This window comes from Streptomyces sp. NPDC046349 (genome assembly GCF_055587885.1).
Map to the genome: position 1 here is coordinate 299247 of NZ_JBVJFK010000003.1, position 20114 is coordinate 319360.

Consider the following 20114-nt stretch of genomic DNA (forward strand, 5'->3'; position numbering starts at 1 on the left):
GTGTCAGCGGCCCTGTGTTCCGAAGCGGTCCCGCAGCTCCCGCTTGAGGATCTTCCCGCTGGCGTTGCGCGGGAGCGCGTCCACGAACAGCACCCGCTTCGGGGCCTTGAAGTGGGCGAGCCTGTCCCGGGCGTACGCCATCAGCTCCGCCTCCGTCACCTCGCCCCGCGGCACCACCACCGCCGTGACCGCCTCGATCCACCGTTCGTCGGGCAGCCCGACCACCGCCGCCTCGGCGACACCCGGATGGGCGTAGAGCACGTCCTCCACCTGCCGCGAGGCGACCAGTACCCCGCCCGAGTTGATGACGTCCTTCACCCGGTCCACGACCGTGAAGTAGCCGTCCGTGTCCCGCACCGCGAGGTCGCCCGATCGGAACCAGCCGTCCCGGAAGGCCTTCCCGGTCGCCTCCGGGTCGTTCCAGTAGCCCAGGCAGAGCTGCGGTGAGCGGTAGACCACCTCGCCCGCGGTGCCGTCCGGCACGTCCACGCCCTCCTCGTCGACGACCTTCGCCTCCACGTGGCGCACCGGCCTGCCGCACGAGTCCATCCGTCCCTCGTGCTCCCGGGGCCCGAGCACCGTGGCCAGCGGGCCGATCTCGCTCTGGCCGAAACAGTTGTAGAAGGCGAGCCCCGGCAGCCGCGCGCGCAGCCGCTCCAGGACCGGGACCGGCATGATCGAGGCCCCGTAGTACGCCTTCCGCAGCCCGCCCAGCTCGCGCTCGGCGAACTGCGGATGGCCGGCCAGGCCGATCCACACCGTCGGCGGGGCGAAGAGGCTGTCCGCATCACCCGCCTCGACGAGGTCGAAGACCTGCTCGGCGACCGGCGCGTCCACGATGGTGTTGCAGGCCCCGACCGCCAGGTACGGCAGCAGGAACACGTGCATCTGCGCCGAGTGGTAGAGGGGCAGTGAGTGGACCGGCAGGTCCTCCTCGGCCAGGTCCAGCGCCTCGATCGCGCTCTCGTACGCGTGGGCGAGGGCCCGGTGGGTCATCATCGCGCCCTTGGGCAGGGCAGTGGTCCCCGAGGTGTAGAGGAGCTGCGCCATGCGGCCCGGGTCGCGGTCGGGATCGAAGGGGCGCGGATCGGCCAGAGCGGCCAGGAAGGAGTCGGGGGCGTCGCGCAGGGCCCGTACGGGATACCTGTCGGGGACCCGGCCGGCCAGGCCGGGGTCGGCGAGGACGAGGGCGCTCCCGGAGTCGTCCAGGATGTACGCGAGGTCCTCGCCGGTGAGGTTCTGGTTGACCGGTACGTGGACGAGGCCGGCCCGGGCACAGGCGAGGAAGGCCAGCAGGTAGGCGTCCGAGTTGTGGGCGAAGGTGGCGACCCGGTCGCCGCCCGCGAGCCCGTACCGCTCCCGCAGGAGGGCGGCCCCGGTGCTGACGGCGGCGTCGAGTTCCGCGTACGTCCAGCTCCGCCCGGCGTAGCGGACGGCGGGGCGGTCGGGGACCCGCCGCGCGCTGTCGCGCACGAGTCCGTCGACCGTGTTGTCCCGTACGGCACCCGCCGCCTGCCCCGTCTGTCCCGCCTGCCCCGCCTGCCCCGTCTGCCCTGCCTGCCCCGCTCGCGCTGACGTCATGGGCGTGATCCTCGCCGTCGGGCGACCCGAGGTCAATGACCGGATACCGAGCGGGATGTTGACAGGTCGTCGGGGCGCCTGAATGAGTGTGGGGGCACGGAGGCACCGCCTGTCCATCGGGTAACCACGGCCGCTCGCAGGCCACTTGGGAGGTACGTTGCACCGCACCACGCGTTCGACGCTCCGTCGTGTCGCCCTCGCCGGGGCGGCCCTGCTCGCCGTGACGGCCGCGGTCCCGCCGGCCCACGCCCAGGCCGGGACGGCACCCGCCGAGCGGACACCCGCCGGCGGCGGATTGTCCGCCGTCATCCGCTACACGGAGAACGGCATACCCCACATACGCGGCCGCGACTACGCACAGGTCGGCTTCGGTACCGGCTGGGCGCAGGCGGCGGACCAGGTCTGTGTGCTCGCGGACGGGTTCGTGACCGTCTCGGGCGAGCGCTCGCGATGGTTCGGGCAGGACGCCGCGACCGACGGGTCGCTCTCCTCCGTCACCCGGAACCTCTCCAGCGACCTCTACTTCAAGGGAGTCCGGGAGTCGGGCACGGTGGAGCGGCTGCTGGCGACGCCCGCCCCGGCGGGCCCCGGCAAGGACGTCAAGGAGTTGATGCGCGGCTGGGCCGCCGGCTACAACGCCTGGCTCGCCCAGAACAAGGTCACCGACCCCGCCTGCAAGGGTGCGGGATGGCTCCGCCCGGTCACCACGGCCGACGTGGCCGCCCGCGGCTTGGCGATCGCGGTCCTCGGCGGCGAGGGACGCGGCATCGACGGCATCACCGGCGCCCAGCCTCCGGCCGTCACGGCCGGGCAGCCGCCGGCCGCGGCCGACGGAGCCCGCGCGGCCGATCCGCGGGACGCCGATCCGCAGGAGGGCGATCCGGCCGCCGCGGCGCAGGCGGCGCGGGAGTTCTTCGACACGAGCCGGTACGACATGGGCTCCAACGCGGTGGCGTTCGCCGGGTCCACGACGGCGAACGGCCGGGGTCTGCTCCTCGGCAACCCGCACTATCCGTGGCAGGGCGGTCGCCGATTCTGGCAGTCGCAGCAGACCATCCCGGGCGAGCTGAACGTGTCCGGCGGCTCACTGCTCGGCATGCCCGCGGTCAGCATCGGCTTCAACGAGAAGGTGGCCTGGAGCCACACCGTGGCGACCGGCACTCCGGTCAACCTGCACGAGCTCGCCCTCGACCCGGCGGATCCGACCGCCTACCTGGTCGACGGGGTCCCGCAGAAGATGACCCGGCGGACCGTCACCGTACCCGTGGCGGGCGGCGATCCGGTCACCCGCACCCAGTGGTGGACCCGCTACGGGCCGGTGGTCACGAACCTCGGCGCCGGCCTGCCGCTGCCGTGGACCAGCCGGTCGGCGTACGCGCTGAACGATCCCAACGCGTCCAACCTGCGCGGCTCCGACACCGCCCTCGCCCTCGGGAAGGCCCGGTCGGTCGCCGGCGTCCAAGACGCCCTGGCCCGCACGCAGGGCCTGCCCTGGGTCAACACCGTGGCCGCGGACTCGGCGGGCGGCACGCTCTTCACCCAGACACAGGTGCTGCCCCGGATCACCGACGAGCTCGCCGCCCGCTGCTCCACGCCGCTGGGCCGGGCGCTGTATCCGGCCTCGGGGCTGGCGGTGCTGGACGGTGCGCGCGGCGACTGCGCGCTCGGCTCGGACGCCGACGCGGTGCAGCCGGGCGTGTTCGGCCCGGGGAAGGCGCCGACGCTGCGCGACGCCCCGTACGCCGAGAACTCCAACGACAGCGCCTGGCTGGCCAATGCGGACCGGCCGCTCACGGGCTACGAGCGGATCTGGGGCAGTGTCGCCACCCCGCGCTCGATGCGGACCCGCGGGGCGGTCGAGGACGTGTCCGCGATGGCCGGGAAGGGCCGGCTGACCGTGGCCGACCTGCAGGGGCTGCAGTTCGCGAACCGGGCGCCGGCCGGCGGGCTGGCGGCTGGGGACGCGGCGCAGGCCTGCTCCGCTCTGCCCGGCGGCACGGCCACGGCGGCCGACGGTTCCGTGGTGGACGTCTCCGCGGCGTGCGCGGTGCTGGCCCGCTGGGACCGTACGACCGACGCCGGCAGCCGTGGCGCGCTGCTCTTCGACCGGTTCTGGCGCCGGCTGACGGCGTCGACCCCGGCCGCGGACCTGTGGCTGGTGCCGTTCTCGGCCGCCGACCCCGTCCGTACGCCGCGTACCCTCAACCGGGCGGCGCCCGGCATCGGGCGGGCACTCGCGGACACCGTGGCGGAGCTGAAGGCGGCCGGGATCGCCCTGGACGCCCCGCTGGGCGAGCACCAGTTCGTCGTCCGGGGCGGCCGGAAGCTGCCGATCGGCGGCGGTACGGAGGCACTCGGCGTCTGGAACAAGATCGAGGCGCGGTGGAACGCGGCGGCCGGCGGCTACCCGGACGTGGCGAACGGGTCCAGCCACATCCAGGCGGTCGGCTGGGACGGCAGCTCCTGCCCGGTGGCGCGCACCCTGCTGACGTACGGCCAGTCCTCGAACCCCGGCTCGCCGTACCACGCGGACCAGACCCGGTTGTTCTCCGAGGAGCGCTGGGTCCGGGCGCGTTTCTGCGAGCGGGACATCCTCACCTCGCCGCAGCTGAAGGTGGTACTGGTCCGCGAGCGGCGGTGACCGGGTCCGCGGCCTCTTCCCGGCCCGGGGCCGCGCCCCCTCACGGGCTGACGGCCAGGAAGAGGTACGCGGCCAGCACCACGATGTGCACCCCGCCCTGGAGCAGGGTGGCGCGGCCCGGGGCGAGGGTGAGCGTGCTGACCACCACGGTCAGGGCGAGCAGGACCATGTGGACCGGGCCGAGTCCGAGCAGGAGCGGTCCGGAGAGCCAGACGGAGGCCAGTGCGATCGCCGGGATGGTCAGCCCGATGCTGGCGATGGCGGATCCGTAGGCGAGGTTGAGGCTGGTCTGCACGCGGTCGCGGCGGGCGGCGCGGACGGCGGCCAGGGTCTCGGGCAGCAGCACGAGCAGGGCGATGATCACGCCGACGACCGCCTGAGGCAGGCCTGCCTTGGCCACCGCCGTCTCGATGGTCGGGGAGACGGCCTTGGCGTCGCCGACCACTGCGACGAGCGCGACCAGCAGCAGTCCGAGGCTGAACAGGGCGGCGCGGTCGGTGGGCGGCGCCGCGTGGTCGTCCCGCGGATCCGCGTCCCGGCCGGTGTCCACGGGCAGGAAGTAGTCCCGGTGGCGGACCGTCTGGACGGCGACGAACAGCCCGTACAGGGCGAGCGAGGCGACGGCGGCGAAGGTCAGTTGACCGGTGGAGAACTCCGGGCCGGGCTTGCTCGTGGTGAAGGTCGGCAGGACCAGGCTGAGGGTGGCGAGCGTGGCGACGGTGGCGAGGCCCGCGCCGGACCCCTCGGGGTTGAAGACGGCGATCCGGTTGCGCAGGGCTCCGACGAGCAGGGAGACGCCGACGATGCCGTTGCAGGTGATCATGACGGCAGCGAAGACGGTGTCCCGGGCGAGGGAGGCGGACTTGTCCCCGCCGTCGGCCATCAGGGTGACGATGAGGGCCACTTCGATGACGGTGACCGCGACGGCGAGGATGAGGGAGCCGAAGGGTTCGCCCACCCGGTGGGCGACGACCTCGGCGTGGTGGACTGCCGCCAGGACGGCGCCGGCCAGGCAGAGCGCGACGAGCACCACGGCGAAGCCGGGTAGCTCCCTCCCCCAGCTGAACACCAGCGCGACGAGCGCCAGCACGGGAACCAGGACGGTCCAGTCGGTCAGGGGGGAGCTGCGCTTCGTCGTACCCATATCCGCCAACTTGCCAGATGTGTCCCTCGGGTGTGTCGCACGGCGCGCTCGCAGGGGTCTGACGTGGTGTTCCCCCCGGATCCTCCCGGCGTGGCGGCTTCCGCTCGCCCGCGGGGCGGGCCGGGTCGCCCGAAGACGGGGTCATGACCTCGGCGGCCGCCCCGCGGGACGGGACCGAGGCCGGCCCGGGGCCGGGCCGGGGCCGAACCCGACCGGCCCGCACCACCCTGTGCTCAGGGTGCTGCCGTGCCACGTCTCCCCCGCGCCGAGGGGCTGCCGGTGCGCGGCGGGCTGCAGCCACCCGGGCGGCCGGCGCTGACGCGTGTGGTCCTGCGGGGCGGGCAGGTCCCGGCCGCGGCGGCCGGGCTGCGTCCTGCCGCGGTCGACGCCTCCGACACCGACGCCCCGCGGTCGGCCATCGCGGCGGTCCGGTGCACGACCGCATCGACGCGCTGCACGCGGCCGTCTCCATGCACGAGCCGTTCTCCGAGCCCACGAGTGCGAGCCGCAGCCCGAGCTGCTGCTTCGCGGGTTCCTGCCGACCGGCCCCGACCCGGTACGGCTGTACGTGGAAGGGAGCGGCAGCCCGGCCGGCCGGATCGGGGTGGACGTCTTCCCTGCGCCGGAGCGCGGGAAGCGTACGAGGGGGTAGACCGCCCTGACGGCGTCGCTGCCGGTCCCCGGTCCGCGCCCAACTCGGCCGGCACGCGCGGAGGCCGGGCAGCCGCAATGCCCCGGGTGTACGCCATCACGCCCGGGTGACGCGGCCGAAGCCCGCGCCACCCTCCGAGGCTCACACGGCGCGCTCGCGGCCCTCCCAGTACGGGTCCCGCAGCCGCCGCTTGTAGAGCTTGCCGTTCGGGTCGCGCGGCATCGCCTCGATGAAGTCGACGGTCTTGGGGCGCTTGTACCCGGCGAGCCGGCGCTCGCAGTGGTGCAGGATCTCCGCTGCCAGGGCGTCGCCGGCCACGAAGCCCTCGGCCGGTTCGACGACCGCCTTGACCTCCTCGCCCCAGTCGGCGTGCGGGATGCCGAAGGCGGCGGCGTCCGCGACGGCCGGGTGGGTGAGCAGGGCCGACTCGATCTCGGCCGGGTAGATATTGACCCCGCCGGAGATGATCATGTCGATCTTGCGGTCGCGGAGGAAGAGGTAGCCCTCCTCGTCCATCAGGCCGAGGTCCCCGACGGTGAAGAAGTCGCCGATGCGGTTCTTCTTCGTCTTGTCCTCGTCCTTGTGGTAGCTGAAGCCGCCGGTGTTCATCTTCATGTAGACGGTGCCCAGTTCACCCGGGGGCAGCCGGTTGCCGTCGTCGTCGAAGACGGCCAGTTCGCTGATGGGCCACGCCTTGCCGACGGTTCCGGGCTTCTTCAGCCAGTCCTCGGCGGTCGCGAAGGCGCCGCCGCCCTCGCTCGCCGCGTAGTACTCCTCCACGCAGCCGCCCCACCAGTCGATCATCGCCCGCTTGACGTGGTCGGGGCAGGGCGCGGCGCCGTGGATGGCATGCCGCATCGAGGAGACGTCGTAGGCGTCCTTCGTCTCCTGCGGGAGGGCGAGGAGCCGGTGGAACTGGGTCGGCACCATGTGGGTGTGGGTGCAGGCGTGGCCGTCGATGAGGCGCAGCATGTCCCGCGGGCTCCACTTGTCCATGAGGACCAGCGGGTGCCCGATGTGCAGGGCGGCGCCGGCGAACTGCAGGACGGCCGTGTGGTAGAGCGGCGAGCAGACCAGGTGGACGTTGCCGTCGAAGGGGCGGATGCCGAAGATGCCGAGGAAGCCGCCGAGGTACGTCTCCTCCGGGAGCTTGCCGGGCAGGGGGCGGCGGATGCCGCGGGGGCAGCCGGTGGTTCCGGAGGTGTAGTTCATGACCCAGCCGAGGGTGCGGTCGGCGGGGGGTGTCGCGGGCTGCCCGTCGAGGAGTTCGCCGTACGGGCGGAAGCCCGGGACCGTGCCGACGGCGTAGCGGTGGCTCGCGGGCAGGGCGGCCTCGTCGGCAGCGGCGGTGGCGGCCTCGGCGAAGCGCCCGTGGGCGATCAGGACCTTGGCACCGGAGTCGGAGACGATCCAGGCGATCTCGGGACCCACCAGGTGGTGGTTGACGGGGACGAGGTAGAAGCCGGCCTGGGAGGCGGCGAGGTAGGCGGTGAGGAATTCGACGCCGTTGGGGAGGACGACGGCGAAGACGTCGCCCCGCTGCAGCCCGGCGGCGCGCAGGCCGTGGACGAGCCGGTTGACGTCGGCGTGCAGCCGGCCGGCGCTCCACTCCTCGCCGCCGGGGGCGGTCAGGACGGTGCGTCCGGGGTCCGCGGCGGCCTGCGCCCAGAAGCCGTTGGGCGGCTGCCGGTCGGCGGCGGCGGTGGTGGTGGACGTCGTGGCGGTCATGGGGGTCATGCCTCTCGGACTCGGCCGGCGATGCGGTTGATGCGGTCGATCGCCTTCTCGAAGCCGCTGGTGAGCTCGTCGAAGACGGCCTGGACACTGCGTTCGCTGTTCATCCGGCCGACGATCTGGCCGACGGGCGTGCCGAGCAGCGGCAGGACCTCGTACTTCTGGATGCGGGAGACGGCCTCGGCGACGAGGAGGCCCTGGAGGGGCATGGGGAGCGCGCCGGGGCCCTCCGGGTCGTCCCAGGCGTCGGTCCACTCGGTGCGCAGTTGGCGGGCGGGCTTGCCGGTGAGGGCGCGGGAGCGGACGGTGTCGCCGGAGCCGGCCGCGAGGAGCTTGTCGGTGAGGGCGCGCGAGTGGAGGTCGGCCTCGGTCGTGGTGAGCCAGAGGGAGCCGAGCCAGGCGCCCTGGGCGCCGAGGGCGAAGCCGGCGGCGATCTGCTCGCCGCTGCCGATGCCGCCGGCGGCGAGGACCGGGAGCGGTGCGACGGCCTCGACGATCTCCGGTACGAGGACCATGGTGGCGATGTCGCCGGTGTGACCGCCGGCCTCGTAGCCCTGGGCGACGACGACGTCGATGCCGGCTTCGGCGTGCCGGCGGGCGTGTTTGGCGCTGCCGGCGAGGGCGGCGACGAGGACGCCGTGGTCGTGGGCGCGGGCGATGACGTCGGCGGGCGGGGAACCGAGGGCGTTCGCCAGGAGTTTGACGGGATAGTCGAAGGCGACGTCGAGCTGGTTGCGGGCGACCTGCTCCATCCAGCCGGTGATGCGCCAGCCGGAGGCCTCGTCCTCGGCGAGCTCGGGCACGTGGTGTTTGGCGAGGGTGTCGCGGACGAAGGCGCGGTGTCCGGCCGGGATCATCGCCTCGATGTCGGCTTCGCCGATGCCGTCCACGGCCTTCTTGGCGGGCATGACGACGTCCAGGCCGTAGGGCTTGCCGTCCGTGTGCGCCTGCATCCAGTCGAGGTCGCGCCTCAGGTCGTCGGGCGCGGTGTAGCGGACCGCGCCGAGCACGCCGAACCCGCCTGCCCGGGTGATCGCGGCGGCGACCGCGGGGAAGGGCGTGAAGCCGAAGATGGCGTGCTCGACTCCCAGTTTCCTGCTCAGCTCCGTCTCCATGGGCGGCAGGATGCCGCAGCCCGGCGGCCGAGGGAAGAGGTTTTCTGATGCAGTGTCAGATTCTTTCCGGCCCGGTCGGCGGGCAGGGTGCCCGAGGTGCGGGCAGATACCCAATAGCCTGCGGCACGCTCGGCGATTCACAGGGCCCGGGGCCCGAACACCCGCGGCGCGCCCGGCGGTGTGCCGGGGCCCGGCCGCGGCGGTGCGGGTTGCGTGCGACCGCATGCGGACGGGACTTCGGGCGCGGGCTGCGGGTTGCTGGTCGCCATGCCGGTTGCCGGTCGCCGGTTGCCGATTGCGGACAAGGAGGGCTGACATGGCAGCGGACACGGGGGCCGAAGCGGTGGCCGAGGTCGGCACGGACCGCACGGAACGCACGCGCGGCACCGGCGGCGAGCGACCGCGCGACCACGGGGCCGTCCCAAAGGCCGCACGCCGCAACGGCGTCGTGGAGCACCTGGAGCAGGGAGGGGAGCAGGGACGGGAGCGGGAGCCGCGACGGGGACAGGAGCGCGACGGTGTGCGCGAGCCGGCCCGGGGGCTGAGTCGGCGGCGGCTCGGGGCGCGGCTGCTGGCGCTCGGCGGGGTACTCGTCCTGCACGCCGCGCTCCCCGGCGCGGCGGGTGCGGCGGGCGGCCCGGCCGAACGGCGCGCCCTGCAGGGGCTGCGCCTGCGGTACGGGTCCGCGCGCCAGGCCGGGCTGCTGGAGAAGCACCTGGAGGCGGTGGCGGACGAGGCCCGGCGGTTCCTGGGCCCCTCCCCCGAGCACCCGTACTACGCGGGGGCGGTGGTCCTCGCCGGGCGGGGCCGCACCGTCGCCCTGCACCGGGCCATGGGCTACGCCGTCCGGTACGCGGAGTACGACGGACGGACCGACCGGGTCCGGGAGTTCCCCGCGGCCGAGCGGATCGCCATGGCCGAGGACACCGTCTTCGACCTGGCATCCCTGACCAAACTGTTCACCTCGATCCTGGCCGTGCAGCAGATGGAACGGGGACGGCTGGAGCTGGAGGCGCAGGTGCGCCGCTACCTCCCGGAGTTCACCGGCGGCGGCAAGGAGATCATCACGGTCCGCCAACTGCTCACACACACCTCGGGACTGCGCTCGTGGGCGCCCTTCTACCAGGAGTCCACGCGTGAGGGCCGGCTGCGGCTGCTGTGGTCGGTCCGGCCGCAGGAGACCCCGGGGACCGTCTACCGCTACTCCGACCTCAACCTCATCGCGCTGCAACTGCTCCTGGAACGGATCACCGGTCGCACTCTGGACGTCCTGCTCCGCGACGAGATCACCGCTCCGCTCGGCATGCACCGCACGCGGTACAACCCGCCGCTCTCCTGGCGCCGGGTCACCGCGGCCACGGAGGTACAGCGCCCGCCCTGGTCCGGCCTGGACCGCGGCCTGGTGTGGGGCGAGGTCCATGACGAGAACGCGTACGCCCTCGGCGGGGTCGCGGGCCACGCCGGGGTCTTCGGCACCGCCTGGGACCTGGCCGTCCTGGCCCGCACCCTCCTCGACGGCGGGGCCTACGCGGGCCGGCGCATCCTGCGCCCCGCCTCCGTCGAACTGCTCTTCACCGACTACAACACGGCTTTCCCCGGCGACGACCACGGCCTCGGCTTCGAGCTCTACCAGCACTGGTACATGGGAGCCATGGCAACGCCGCACTCGGCCGGCCACACGGGCTTCACCGGTACCTCCCTCGTCCTCGACCCCTCAACCGACTCCTTCCTGATCCTGCTGGGCAACTCCGTCCACCCCGTGCGCACCTGGCGGGCCGGCAGTGCCCCGAGGGTGGCCGTCGGCAACCGCTTCGCCCGCGCGGTCCCCGTGCGCACCCGGCACGGCGGCGCGGCCTGGTTCTCGGGGACCGCCCCCGGCGGCTCGGGCACCCTCACCCTGCCCCCGCTCACTCCGGCCACCGCCGCCGCCCGCCTGCGCTGCGCCGTGTGGTGGGACACCGTGCCCGGCGAGGGCGCCCTGCACCTGGAGGTCTCGCCGGACGGGGTGGACTGGGCGCCGCTGCCGTTCACCACCGTGCGGTCCACCGGCGGCGTCGCCGAGGAGTGGCCGCGGGGTTCGGCCGGCGGCTGGTCCGGACGCATCTGGCACCGCCTGGAGGCCCCCCTCACCGCCGCCTGGGCGGGCCGCGAGGTGCGGCTGAGGTTCCGCCACACCGCTACGGGCCGCTACGTCGGCCGGGGGGTGTACGTGGACGTCGTGCGGGTGGCGGAACCGGCCGGGCTGCTGTTCGCGGAGGACCGGCCCGACGACGCGGCCCGCGTCGAGGCCGTCGGCTGGACCAGGTCCGCGGACTGAGCGGACCGAAGGGCCCCAACGGCCCGAAGGGCCCCAAGGGCCCGGCGGATCAGTCCTGCACGAGGCAGAAGGGGTGCCCCGCCGGATCCGCGTAGACGCGCCAGCCGCGCCCGTCCGATCCGTCGAGCAGGGTCCCGCCGGCCGCGAACACCTCCTCCTGCGCCCGGTCCAGGTCCGCAACCCCGAGATCCAGGTGGAACTGCTGCGGCCGGCCGGGGTCCGGCCAGCTCGGGGGAACGTGGTCCGTCGCACGCTGGAAGGCGAGCACCGGACCGGACGGCGTGTGGAGCGTCGCCCAGTCCTCGTCGAGGGACCAACGCCGGTCCGGCTGGTCGACGTTGCCGCCCAGAAGCGACCGGTAGAAATCGGCGAGCACCCGCGGCTCGGGACAGTCCAGGACCACGCACTGCAGTTCAGCGATCATGCCCGGATCCTAGAACCCGATCTCCGTGCGGAGGCGCCACGCCTCCCGGGCCGCCCTGTCGGTGGCGCGTGCGAATATCCAGGACATGATCGCCTCGCTCGACGCCCTGTTGCCCACCGCCGGCACGCACCGCTCCACCACCTACGCCGACTGGGTCGCCGTCCACGATCCGGGCGCCGCCCGAGCCGCACGCGACCTGATCGACGCCATGGACACCGAGCTCAACCGGTCCTGGGCCAAGCCGGGCCGGTTCGTCGACGCGATGACGGCGCGGGCACGCCGGCTGCCGCCCGCCCACCTGCCGTGGTTCTGGGACACCGTGGGCCACCGGCTGATCGGCCGCGGGAGCCGCCCGGGCGGCCGGGCCTACGCGGCGGCCCGTGCGGCAGAAGGGCGCCACGGGCTGCCGGTGGACGCCGCCTACCGCCGGGCCAACGCCCTGCTGTTCGCCAGGGGCGGCGCCATGCCGGCCAAGGAGTTCGGGGCGCATCAGCGGTTCCTCGCAGAGACGTTGGATCCGGCCGCGGCCCACACGGCCCTGGAAGTGTTCCTCACCGCGTGGGCCGGCTCGGCGGCGGACCTCCCGGCGGACCTGGTGCGGCGGGTGAGGGCGTCCGCGAAGGCCGCCGGGCTCGGGACCGAGGAGGTCGCCCGGCTGGTGGGCGCGATCCTGTCGGTCACCCGGAAGAAGTCGGTACCGGACGCGCTGCTGACGGCCGCCGCCCCGGTCCTGGCGGCCCATCCGCCGGCGGACGCCGTCGCCGCGGGGCTGGTGGAGGTCTTCCCGGACGGGGCCACCGACGGCGGGGCGTGGCTGCGCATGCTAATCGCCTGCGGTGCGACGGAGGCGATGGAGGCCGGGCGGGTGGTCCCCGAGGGCGGGCTGCACCAGTGGGTCGGCGGCTTCGTCCGCATGTACCAGTACGCGGCGCAGTCGGGCGGCGGTGTCGCCCGCCAGCCGCTGCCGCCCGAGTTCCTCGATCTGGTCGGCCGGTTGGGGCCGCGGCTGCGGGCGGTGGGCGCGCCCGTCACGGTGCACACCACCCGGCACCACTACCAGGGCTTCGACGCGGACGTGCTGGACGCGTGTCTCGCGGCGGGCGTCCCGGTCGTCGATCCGGGGCCGGAGATCCGGATGCGCTTCTGGGGAACGGACTCCCGCCGGGACCTCGCCGCCCTCGCCGCGGACCCGGTGTTCGGACCCCGGCTGGAGGGCACGGTGCACGCAGGGCTGAGGCCCCGGTGGCCGGCGGGACCCACGCGGCGGGCGGGGTCGGCGGTGACGCTGCTGCCGGGCAACGAGGGCATCGCCCAGGAGGTGGCCGTACGCGTCGGCAAGCTCGTCGACACGGTCTCGGGCGGCGGCATGGCGGGGGCCGAGGAGGCCGTCGCCGAGCTGGAGGTCCTGCTGGACCGGCCGACGGTGTCGGCGCTCGGCGGGATCGGCGACGCCCTGGCCGGGGCGGGCGCGGCGGGGGCCCTGCGGCGCTCGCTGGCGGCCGGGCTGCCGGAGGAACTGGCGTGGCCGGCCCTGGAGGCCGTGTACGCGCAGTTCGCGGCGGACGCCGGAGCCGAGGAGGCGGACGCGGTGCTGCCCGGGGTGGCGGGGGTGACCTCGACCTGGCCCGTGCTCACGGTGTTCGGACGGGACCGGGCGGTCGCCGTCGCCCCCGACGGGGTGCGGGGCTCCTGCCGGTTCACGGTGCCCGGGGAGGCGACGATGTACGCGGTGCACTATGTGGGAGGCTCCTTCCTGGTGAGTTGGACCCCCGGGAACCGCTACCACTGCGACGTCGCCTTCTGGGCCGACCGCCCCGACGAGCCCTTCACGCCGGACGAGACGGGCGGGCTGGTGCCGTGCGGCGGCAGCCTGGACGGCGCGTACGGCTTCCAGTTCGAGACGGCCGACGGCGGGGGGCGGCACGGCGGGCACCGGGTGCTGCGCCCGGGCGGCCGCGAGGGCATCGACCGGGACGAGCTGCAGCTCGGCGACGGCTCACGGATCTGGACCAACGCCGTCTTCGGGCGGCGTCCCTGGGAACTCGTCGACCCGGTCACCGGGGAAGCGCGGGGCGCGGCCGCGCTGCCCGACTTCCCGGGACGGGCTCCGGACCCCGACCCGGCCGCGGAGCCGTCCGAGGCCGGCATGGCTCTCGACGTCGAGGCACTCCAGCTGGCACCGCTGCCCGCGGGGCTGCCCGGCTCCCCGCTGGGCAGCCGCGAGGGACTGGTCGGGACGCGCGTCCTCTTCCGTACGGGGCACCGCGATCCGGCGCCCGACCACTACCTGGTGGAGAGCGTGGACGGGCGCCGCGCCCGCTTCGACATCGACCGGCCGGGCCAGCAGCCGTGGGGGCTGTGGGCCCCGCCGGAGGGCGCGGCGCAGGACGTGGTCCTCGCCGAGGCGCAGACCTTCACGGGGGTACGCGCCTACGCGGCCGACGGGGCGCTGTTGTGGGAGCTGGACGGCCACCCCACGCCCGGCCGGTCGCGGGGCACGGTGACCCGCCGGGTCACCGTGTCGGGGGGCGCGGCCCTGCCGCCGGCCTTCTGGTACCTGCTGCGCACCCGGGACGCCGCGGGCTCCCGGGCGCTGCGGACGGTGGAGCCCGCGGCGGCGCAGGCGTTGCTGGACGCGGCCCTCGACGGTCCGGGCGCGCTGCGCGCGGCCGTGGCCCGGGAGCTGCCGGACGTCACCGACCCGGTGCTGGTCGAGGCCGTGGTGGCGGTGGCCGGGCGGGCCGCCCGGGTGGAGGAGCGGCGGCGCGCCCTGCACCGGCGTGTGAGCCTGCTGCTCGAGGCTCCGGCGGCCCTGCCGCGCCGGCCGGCGCCGGACACCGAGCTGATGCCGGCGCTGTTCGGGCTGGTCGCGGACGGCGGGGGCGGCACCTGGCGGCGTACCGCGGACGTGGCCCTGCCGGCGACGCTGGGTGCGCTCGCCGCCGACGGCGCCTGCCTGGCCGGGACGATCACGGAGGAGGTGCGGCGGCTTTCACCGCCGGCGCCGCCGCACGACTGGTCCCAGCTGCTGGGCTCGATCGACGCCGCCGCGTGGCGGGCGGTGGTGGCGCCGACGCCGGACGGGGAGCGGGCCGCTCTGCTGGCGCTCCTGGACACCTGGGCGGACCAGCCCGTCGCGCGTGCGGGCGGCAGGTGGTGGGTGGGCCGGGCACCGGCCGAGGTGCTGGACGGACTGCGGGCCGGTGCGACCGCGGTCGCGTCCGCGCCCGTTCGTGCCGGCGGGTCGCAGTGCTGGTTCGTGGCGCCCGCAGCCGCCGGACCTCAGGGCGGGGACCCGGTGCCCGCCGCGGTCGCGCAGGCGCGGCTCGTCAGCGTGGACCGGGACGACGCCGCCCGGCTGCGTGCCCTGGCGGCCGCGGTCGACGCGCGCGGCCCCGTACCGCTCCCGGAGTCGGCGGCCGCACGCTTCGCCGAACTGACCGGCGTGCGCACTGCCGTGGCCCGGCTGGTGGTGGCCGGTCTGGTCGGCCGTCCGGACCGGGACGAGCAGCGTGCCCTGGCCCGCAGGGCCCCGTACCGGGCGACGCCGATGACGGCCGAGTCGTACGAGGTGCTGCGCGAGCGGTTGGGGGCTGCCGGCCGGCGTGCCGTCCTGGCGGCGGCCCTGCCCGCGGACCCGGAGGAGCTGTGGCGGCCGGGCGGGGTCGAGGCTGCCGTGGAGCGGATGGCTGGGGTGTGGCGGGAGTTGCTCGGGACCGAGGCGGCGGTGCACGACGAGGCGGCCGACGCCCTCGAGGCGGACCTCGGGTTGTCGCAGGTGTGGGCCCGGCGGCTGGCCGGCGGCTACGGGGCCGCCGCGGACGCGACCGTGGAGGCGGCCGGCTGGGAGCTGGCAGCCACTCGGTACGGCAGCAGGGTGGAGGTCCGGGCCGTTCCCCCGGCCGGACCCGAACTGCCGCGCCGCACCCCGGTGGGTCTGGCCGTCGGCCGGCTCGCGAGCGCACTGGTGTGGGCCTGGACGGACCGGCCCGTCGGTGATCCCGCGGTGGCCGGTGCGGTGGACCTGTACGAGCGGCTGCGCGCCGAACTGGACCGGCCGGAACTGCTGCTGGCGCTGCCCGGCGGGATCGTCGCGGACAGCACGGTGCCGATCGCGGAGCAGTTCGGACCCGAGCGGCTGCCGGTGGTGGAGGACCACCGCGAGGACGACGGGAAGCCGCCGGTGACGGCGTACGACTCCGGTGCGCTGGTGGTGTGCGCGCCCGGCGGTGCCGCCTTCCTGCGGCCGGCGCGGGCCCACGACCCCGGCGTGCGGGGGCGGATCCGCGCGATCACCGGCCTCACCGATGCCGTGGACCGGGCGGCGCTGCTGCTGGCCGGCGGCGGGCTGGAGCGGATGATGCGCCGCGCGTGCTCGGGGGCGGTGGAGGCCGGCGCGTACGAGGCGGACCCGCGGCGGTCCTGCCCGGAGCTGGTCGCGCGGGTGGCCGTGGAACTGGGGACCGGCGCGGACGCGGCCGCGCTGTACCTGCAGTTGGCGGCGCTGGCCGCGCCCACCGACCGTAACGTGCGGCGGTGGAACGGCTGGTCGGCCAAGCAGCACACGGCGGCGCGGGCGGAACTCCTCGCCACGGGCGCGGTGGTGGAGGCGAAGCGGGCGCGGGCCGGCCGGACGGTGTTCCTGCCCGGGGGGTGGACCGAGCTGAAGGCCCCGCACCTGCCGTTGGAGACGGTGAAGCTGGCGAGCCACCTGGCGTCGCCGCTGTGGCGCGGAGACGTCCTCGCACCGTTCGTCCGGCTGCTGCCGACAGCGCCGCTGCACGAGATGTTCGACCAGGCGTGGGCGCGGACTTCGGGCGGGCCCGAACAGTAAATCCTGACCCTCACGAGCCCCCGATTCAAGCCATGCGAAGGGGTGTATTTTCAGCCACCCCGGGCGTAGCGTGTGCACACTCCACCAGGAGGAACGCACCGGCCCTCCCGCCTTGATCCCGCCGGTGCGTACCGATGGAAGAGCCCCGCCGCCACATCCCCCGGCGCGGTGGGGCTCTTCCGCGTCAGGCCGGGTCCGCCAGGGCCGCGGCGAGCATCCGGTGGGCGACGGCGGTCAGTTCGGTGAGGTCGGGGGCCGGACGGGAGCGGGCGAGGGCGCCTGCCAGCCGGTCGTAGAGAAGCCCTTCGGTCCAGGCGACCAGCAGTTCGGCGGCCTCGTCGGGCCGGTCGGACCCGAGCGCGGCGGCGACGCCCGCGGCCCGGACCCGGGCCCCCTGCCCCGCCCGGCGCAGGTCCGCCTGCAGCTCCGGGTTGCGGGCCGCCTCCAGGCTCAGTTCGAAGCGGGCCAGCTGGCGCTCCCGCCCCACGGTCAGCCAGCGGTACAGCAGCCCGGCCAGCGCGGCGGCGGCCGCATCCCGGTCCGGCGCCACCGCGGGGGCGGGCGGGGCGGACCCGAGGGGACCGCCGTCGTCCACGTCCGCGAGGTCCAGCTCGGCCAGCCGCTGGTAGCAGGCCGCGATCAGGGCCGTCCTCGTACGGAAGTAGTACGAGGTGCTGCCCGCGGGCAGCCCGGCGGCCGCGTCGACCGCGCGGTGGGTCAGGCCCCGGAGGCCGGCGGCGGCCACGAGGCCGATCGCGGTGTCGGCGATCAGCGTTCTGCGATCAGCAGGGGGAGCGGTGGACATCCGGCAACTCTACAGCTGTAGAGTGAATGCGTTGATCCTCTACAGATGTAGAGGACGGGAGGAAGGCAGGGATCCGTCATGTCGGCAGTTCAGCGTCACGCGGTCGTCGCAGGGGCGGGGATCGGCGGCCTCACCGCGGCGCTGGCCCTGCACCGCAAGGGCTGGCAGGTGACCGTGTGCGAGCGGGCCCCAGGCCCGGCCGCCGTCGGCGCAGGGATCGTCCTCGCCCCCAACGCCCTGCGCGCCTTCGACACCATCGGCTTCGACATCAGCGGTGCGGCGGTGCGCGCCCTGCCGGCCGCCATGGGCCTGCGCCGCCCCGACGGCCGCTGGCTGAGCCGCGCCGACACCGCGGCCCTGGCCGCCCGCTACGGCGGCCCGCCGCTCGCCCTGCACCGCTCGGCCCTCGCCGAGGCCCTGGCTTCGGCGCTCCCCGCGGGGACGGTCCGCTACGGTGTCGCGGTCACGGCCGTGGACGGCGCCGACGGCTTCCCGGTGGTCCGGACCTCGGCCGGCGACCTCGAGGGCTCCGCCGACCTCGTGGTCGCCGCGGACGGCATCCACAGCCCGCTGCGCCGCCGCCACTTCCCGGACCACCCGGGCCTGCGCCACAGCGGGGAGACCGCCTGGCGCACCGTCCTGCCGGCCGCCGCGAGCCCGGCCGGGGCGGCGACCGCGGAGACCTGGGGCCGCGGCGAGCGCTTCGGAGTGGTCCCGCTCGCCGACGGGAGGACCTACGTCTACGCCACCGCCGTCGCGCCCGAGGGCCACCGCCCCGCCGACGTCCGCGCCGAACTCCTGCGCCGCTACGGCACCTGGCACGACCCGATACCGGCCCTGCTGGAACGGATCGACCCGGCGGCCGTCCTCCAGCACGACCTCTACGACCTCGCGGCGCCGCTCCCCCGGTTCCACCACGGGCGCCTGGCCTGGCTCGGCGACGCCGCCCACGCCATGACGCCGAACCTCGGGCAGGGCGGGTGCCAGGCCGTCGAGGACGCCGTGGTCCTCGCCCACCTCCTGGACGGAGCCGGCCCCGGGGGCGTTCCGCAGGCCCTCGCCGCCTACAGCACGGCCCGCTGCGCACGCACCGACGCCATCCGCGTCCGGGCCCGCCGCGCGGGCCGCATCGCCGCCGTCAGCCACCCCCTCGCCGCCGCCCTGCGCGACCTCGCCGTCCGCGCCACACCGGCCGCGGTGGCGCACCGGGCGATGGACGGTGTACTCGACGGGTTCACCCTTCCGGCCGGAATCGACGGCGCACCCGCGGGCGTTGGCACTCGATGGTGAGGTTCGTTGACCGTTCGACACGAAGGCAGGCGACAACCCATGACGACCGGAATCGACTGGGACCACCCGACCGACCCGCCGGCCGGAAGCTGGCAGCTGGAGCACGTCGAGCAGTACGCGGGCTCCGGCGGCACCGAGGGCCAGTACTGGAACGGCACCCAGACCCTCCTGCTCACCACCGTCGGCCGGGTCTCCGGCAAGCCCGTGCGCACGCCGCTCATCTACGGTGAGGCCGACGGCCGCTACCTGGTCGTGGCCTCCAAGGGCGGCTCCGACAAGCACCCCCTGTGGTTCCGCAACCTGAGCGCGAACCCGGAGGTCCGCATCCAGGTCGGCCCGCGGATCCTGCAGGGCACGGCGCGCACCGCGAACGCGGAGGAGCGCGCCGCGTACTGGCCGGTGATGGTGGGGCACTGGCCCGCCTACGACGAGTACCAGGCCAAGACCGACCGGGAGATCCCGATCGTGGTGATCGAGCCCGCCGCGTAGGCACGCCCACGGGCCCGTCACCTCGACCGCGTCCCGGTTGCCGCGTCACCTCAGCCGCACGTGCGCGCCACCCGCTCCAGCTCGTCCGCCCACACGGCCGCGTCCCGCGGGCCGACGTGCGGCGCGGCCAGCGACCGCACGCGGAAGCGGTTGCGCGGCGTCGTCCCGTCCGCCTCGCGGATCATCAGGTCCTGGAGGGCGGGCGGGATGGCCCGGTCCTCGCCGAACCGCAGGTACGTGCGGGGCACCCGCCCCCACCGGTCGGGCAGTCCGCGGGCGTCGGCGGCGCCGATCGCCGCCGACTCGTCCGGCTCGAGGATGTTCAGCAGTGTCCGCACCTCCGCGTCCGACCAGTCTGCCGCCAACGCGTCCTTCACCGCCGCGAAGAAGGCGGGGTCGCCGGAACGCCAGTTGACCCGGTTGACTCCCAGCTCCGGCGGGGTCTTCAAGCCGGGGATCCGGAACAGGGCGCTGGAGGCGGCCTCCGGCGTCGCCATCAGCTCCAGCACCGAGCTGTGCCGCGTCGGGCAGAACGCGGACGCGTACACCAAGTGGGCGATCAGCTCGGGCACTTCGTTGGCGACCGCGTTCAGCGTGACCCCGCCCAGGCTCTGGCCGACCAGGACGACCGGGCCGTTGCGGTGCGCGGCGCGTACCGTCCCGACCACGTGGGCAGTGAAGTCCGCCAGGGTCACGGCACTGATCGGGGAGGGCTCCGCGGCCAGCCGCTCCAGGTCCTGCGGGGCCTGGTAGGAGACGGGGAAGTAGGCTCCGGGCCCGTGGCCGGGCAGGTCCACCGCGACCGCCCGGTGGCCGCGCAGGGCCAGCTCCCGCAGGACCGCGCTCCAGCCGTAGGAGTTGCTTCCGGAGCCGTGGACGAGGACGAAGACGGGGGCGTCCCGCCTCCGCGTGTCCGCAGTCGCGGCGGAGGCCCCCGCGCTCACCGCAGCGACCGCTCCGGCTCCGGCGACGGCCGCCTTCAAAATCCCGCGCCGTGACCGTCCGCCGGAAGGCTGCGCGCCGCCGATGTCACTCGCACCACTCACGTTACTCATGGGTAACACCGTACGCACGGGCCCGAGCACGAC

Annotated in this window: 12 protein-coding genes; 5 read left to right on the top strand and 7 right to left on the bottom strand. The window is 75.1% G+C overall.

Going from position 1 to position 20114, the window contains the following annotated elements:
* Positions 1–3: 3 nt before the first annotated feature.
* Positions 4–1581: a fatty acyl-CoA synthetase gene (locus ACZ6JS_RS08595; protein WP_469296866.1), complete on the bottom strand. Its 1578-nt coding sequence runs from the start codon at positions 1579–1581 to the stop codon at positions 4–6.
* Positions 1582–1738: 157 nt separating this feature from the next.
* On the opposite strand from ACZ6JS_RS08595, the gene ACZ6JS_RS08600 reads away from it, so the two are divergent.
* A complete protein-coding gene (locus ACZ6JS_RS08600) occupies positions 1739–4222 on the top strand; it encodes a penicillin acylase family protein (RefSeq protein WP_469296867.1) in 2484 nt (827 codons plus the stop codon).
* 40 nt (positions 4223–4262) lie between these two features.
* Here ACZ6JS_RS08600 and ACZ6JS_RS08605 read toward each other — a convergent pair whose 3' ends face one another.
* The 3 genes from ACZ6JS_RS08605 to ACZ6JS_RS08615 all read right to left on the bottom strand — a co-directional run bounded on the left by ACZ6JS_RS08605 (position 4263) and on the right by ACZ6JS_RS08615 (position 8867).
* Positions 4263–5366, bottom strand: a complete 1104-nt coding sequence (locus tag ACZ6JS_RS08605; RefSeq protein WP_469296869.1) for a calcium:cation antiporter — start codon at positions 5364–5366, stop codon at positions 4263–4265.
* A 793-nt stretch (positions 5367–6159) separates the two neighbouring features.
* Positions 6160–7746 carry an acyl-CoA synthetase gene (locus ACZ6JS_RS08610; RefSeq protein WP_469296870.1) on the bottom strand — a complete coding sequence of 529 codons (1587 nt, stop codon included), beginning with the start codon at positions 7744–7746 and terminating at the stop codon, positions 6160–6162.
* A 5-nt stretch (positions 7747–7751) separates the two neighbouring features.
* Positions 7752–8867: an NAD(P)H-dependent flavin oxidoreductase gene (locus tag ACZ6JS_RS08615; RefSeq protein ID WP_469296872.1), complete on the bottom strand. Its 1116-nt coding sequence runs from the start codon at positions 8865–8867 to the stop codon at positions 7752–7754.
* Between the two features lie 316 nt (positions 8868–9183).
* On the opposite strand from ACZ6JS_RS08615, the gene ACZ6JS_RS08620 reads away from it, so the two are divergent.
* Positions 9184–11184: a serine hydrolase domain-containing protein gene (locus tag ACZ6JS_RS08620; RefSeq protein WP_469296874.1), complete on the top strand. Its 2001-nt coding sequence runs from the start codon at positions 9184–9186 to the stop codon at positions 11182–11184.
* A gap of 49 nt (positions 11185–11233) precedes the next feature.
* On the opposite strand, the gene ACZ6JS_RS08625 is transcribed toward ACZ6JS_RS08620, so the two are convergent.
* Complete coding sequence (locus ACZ6JS_RS08625; RefSeq protein ID WP_469296875.1) at positions 11234–11608, bottom strand: VOC family protein; 375 nt, start codon at positions 11606–11608, stop codon at positions 11234–11236.
* An 85-nt stretch (positions 11609–11693) separates the two neighbouring features.
* Between ACZ6JS_RS08625 and ACZ6JS_RS08630 the strand changes: the two genes are divergently transcribed.
* Positions 11694–16442, top strand: coding sequence for a thioesterase domain-containing protein (locus ACZ6JS_RS08630; RefSeq protein WP_469296877.1), 4749 nt, complete (start codon positions 11694–11696; stop codon positions 16440–16442).
* A 184-nt stretch (positions 16443–16626) separates the two neighbouring features.
* On the opposite strand, the gene ACZ6JS_RS08635 is transcribed toward ACZ6JS_RS08630, so the two are convergent.
* Entirely contained in the window at positions 16627–17247 is a 621-nt protein-coding gene (locus ACZ6JS_RS08635; protein WP_469296879.1) for a TetR/AcrR family transcriptional regulator, read from the bottom strand.
* 78 nt (positions 17248–17325) lie between these two features.
* Here ACZ6JS_RS08635 and ACZ6JS_RS08640 point away from each other — a divergent pair, with 78 nt between their 5' ends.
* Both ACZ6JS_RS08640 and ACZ6JS_RS08645 read left to right on the top strand, forming a co-directional pair.
* On the top strand, positions 17326–18537 hold the full coding sequence (locus tag ACZ6JS_RS08640) for an FAD-dependent monooxygenase (RefSeq protein WP_469296880.1): 1212 nt from the start codon (positions 17326–17328) through the stop codon (positions 18535–18537).
* 39 nt (positions 18538–18576) lie between these two features.
* Positions 18577–19026, top strand: coding sequence for a nitroreductase family deazaflavin-dependent oxidoreductase (locus ACZ6JS_RS08645; protein WP_469296881.1), 450 nt, complete (start codon positions 18577–18579; stop codon positions 19024–19026).
* A gap of 50 nt (positions 19027–19076) precedes the next feature.
* Here the strand turns inward: ACZ6JS_RS08645 and ACZ6JS_RS08650 are convergent, their stop codons facing one another.
* Complete coding sequence (locus ACZ6JS_RS08650) at positions 19077–20081, bottom strand: alpha/beta fold hydrolase (protein ID WP_469296883.1); 1005 nt, start codon at positions 20079–20081, stop codon at positions 19077–19079.
* Between the last annotated feature and the right edge of the window lie 33 nt (positions 20082–20114).